The organism is Rhizobium sp. 01T444, from assembly GCF_056398305.1.
This window is the reverse complement of the sequence record NZ_JBFTPD010000324.1, coordinates 1-570: the sequence shown is the minus strand read 5'-3', so window position 1 is coordinate 570 and position 570 is coordinate 1. Positions and strand designations below refer to the sequence as shown.

The 570-nt window shown below is 65.6% G+C and carries 1 protein-coding gene; it reads right to left on the bottom strand.

Annotation, left to right across the window (positions count from 1 at the left end):
- Positions 1-85: 85 nt before the first annotated feature.
- Positions 86-570, bottom strand: a 485-nt coding sequence (locus tag AC1DTN_RS38715; RefSeq protein ID WP_477925519.1) for an SDR family NAD(P)-dependent oxidoreductase, incomplete at its 5' end; no start/stop codon positions are given.

The following is a 570-nucleotide window of genomic DNA, read 5'->3' as shown; positions in this document are numbered from 1 at the left end:
CCTGGGGCACGGCCACGCCCAGCAGGGCGCGTGAACTGTATTCCCGGTCAGGGTGCGCGCAGACATCGTTCATCTCAACAGCTCCTCATGTCAACAGATTCCCGCCGTCGGCAACGAGCACCTCGCCGACGATGCATTCAGCCGCAGGCGAAGCCAGGAAGTGGATCGACTCGGCAATTTCCCTCGCGGCGAGCAGGCGCCCGATGGGCATTCCGGCAAGCAGCGCCGCAGCCGTTTCAGGGACGGCGAGCAGTTCGCGAACCATTGGCGTATCCACGGGACCCGGGGCGATGCCGACAACCCGAACCCCTCGGCCGGCCCACTCGGCAGCCGCCGTTTTCGTGAAATGCACCAACGCCGCCTTGCTCGCGCCATATGAAGCACGCCCCGGTGAAGGCTTGAATGCCAGCTGCGAGGCCACGTTGACGATCACGCCACGACCCCGGTCCAGCATGCCCTGCGCCGCTGCAATGGCCATGGCGATCGCACCCACCGCATTCGTGTCGAAGACGACGCGCAGGTCTTCATGGGTCATCTGCTCCAGCGGCTTGCGCAGGGTCATGGCCGCAT